The sequence below is a fragment of the Vibrio sp. 10N.247.311.47 genome (assembly GCF_041467535.1).
GTDB lineage: Bacteria > Pseudomonadota > Gammaproteobacteria > Enterobacterales > Vibrionaceae > Vibrio > Vibrio crassostreae_C.
Window position 1 is genome coordinate 1 of sequence record NZ_JBFSUR010000103.1, and the last position, 1,386, is coordinate 1,386.

The following is a 1,386-nucleotide window of genomic DNA, read 5'->3' on the forward strand; positions in this document are numbered from 1 at the left end:
TCTTCACCGATGCAGACCTATTAACAGGCGCTACTGACATTGAAGGCGACAACCTAACGGTTGAAGGTGTGACCTACGATGGCGGCGACGGTATCTTGACCGACAACGGCAACGGGACTTACACCTTTGCGCCGAATGAAAACTTCAATGGCGACGTAAACTTCGGTTTTGATGTGTCTGACGGCACCGATACGGTGTCAGCAAACATCGACGTAAGCGTAACTGCCGTAGATGATGCGCCTGTGTCTCGTGACCTAGCGTACTCAATCGACGAAGACGGTTCGATTCGTCTAAGCCAAGAGCAGCTTCTATCGCAAGCTTCTGACGTAGAAGGCGATGACCTAACAGCTAGCAGCCTAACGGTTGACGGTGATGCAACAGTCGTTGCTAATGATGACGGCAGCTTCACGATTACGCCAGATGAGAACTTCAATGGCGACATTGATATCAGCTTCGATATCTCAGATGGTACCAATACCGTTCAAGCATCAGCTGACCTAACCGTTAACCCAGTTAACGACCTGCCAGTACCACAAGATCAACAGTTCAGTGTTGAAGAAGACGGTACGTTAATCTTCACCGATGCAGACCTATTAACAGGCGCTACCGACATTGAAGGTGACAACCTAACGGTTGAAGGTGTGACCTACGATGGTGGCGACGGTATTCTTACTGATAACGGTAATGGTACGTACACCTTTGCGCCAAACGAGAACTTCAATGGTGATGTAAGCTTCGGTTTCGATGTATCTGACGGTACCGATACAGTGTCAGCGAACATCGACGTAAGCGTAACAGCGGTTGATGATGCGCCTGTATCGGGTGACCTAGCGTACTCAATCGACGAAGACGGTTCGATTCGCCTAAGCCAAGAGCAGTTGCTTTCTCAAGCATCTGATGTGGAAGGTGATGACCTTACTGCCAGCAGCCTAACGGTTGGCGGTGATGCAACGGTTGTTGCTAACGACGATGGCAGCTTTACCATCACGCCAGATGAGAACTTCAATGGCGACATCGATATTAGCTTCGATATCTCAGATGGTACCAATACGGTTCAAGCATCGGCTGACCTAACCGTTAACCCAGTTAATGACCTGCCAGTACCTCAAGACCAACAGTTCAGCGTTGAAGAAGACGGCACACTTATTTTCACTGATGCTGACCTATTAACAGGTGCGACTGATATTGAAGGCGACAACCTAACGGTTGAAGGTATGACCTACGATGGCGGTGACGGTATTCTTACCGACAACGGTAATGGTACATATACCTTTGCGCCAAATGAGAACTTCAATGGCGACGTAAACTTCGGCTTCGATGTCTCTGACGGCACCGATACGGTCTCTGCGAACATCGATGTAAGTGTGACTGCGGTTGATGATGCGC

1 protein-coding gene is annotated in these 1,386 nt (G+C 49.2%); it reads left to right on the forward strand.

Annotated features, from left to right (window positions below):
* Positions 1 to 1,386: cadherin-like domain-containing protein (locus AB6E51_RS24415; protein WP_372140312.1), on the forward strand; the 1,386-nt coding region annotated here is incomplete at both ends.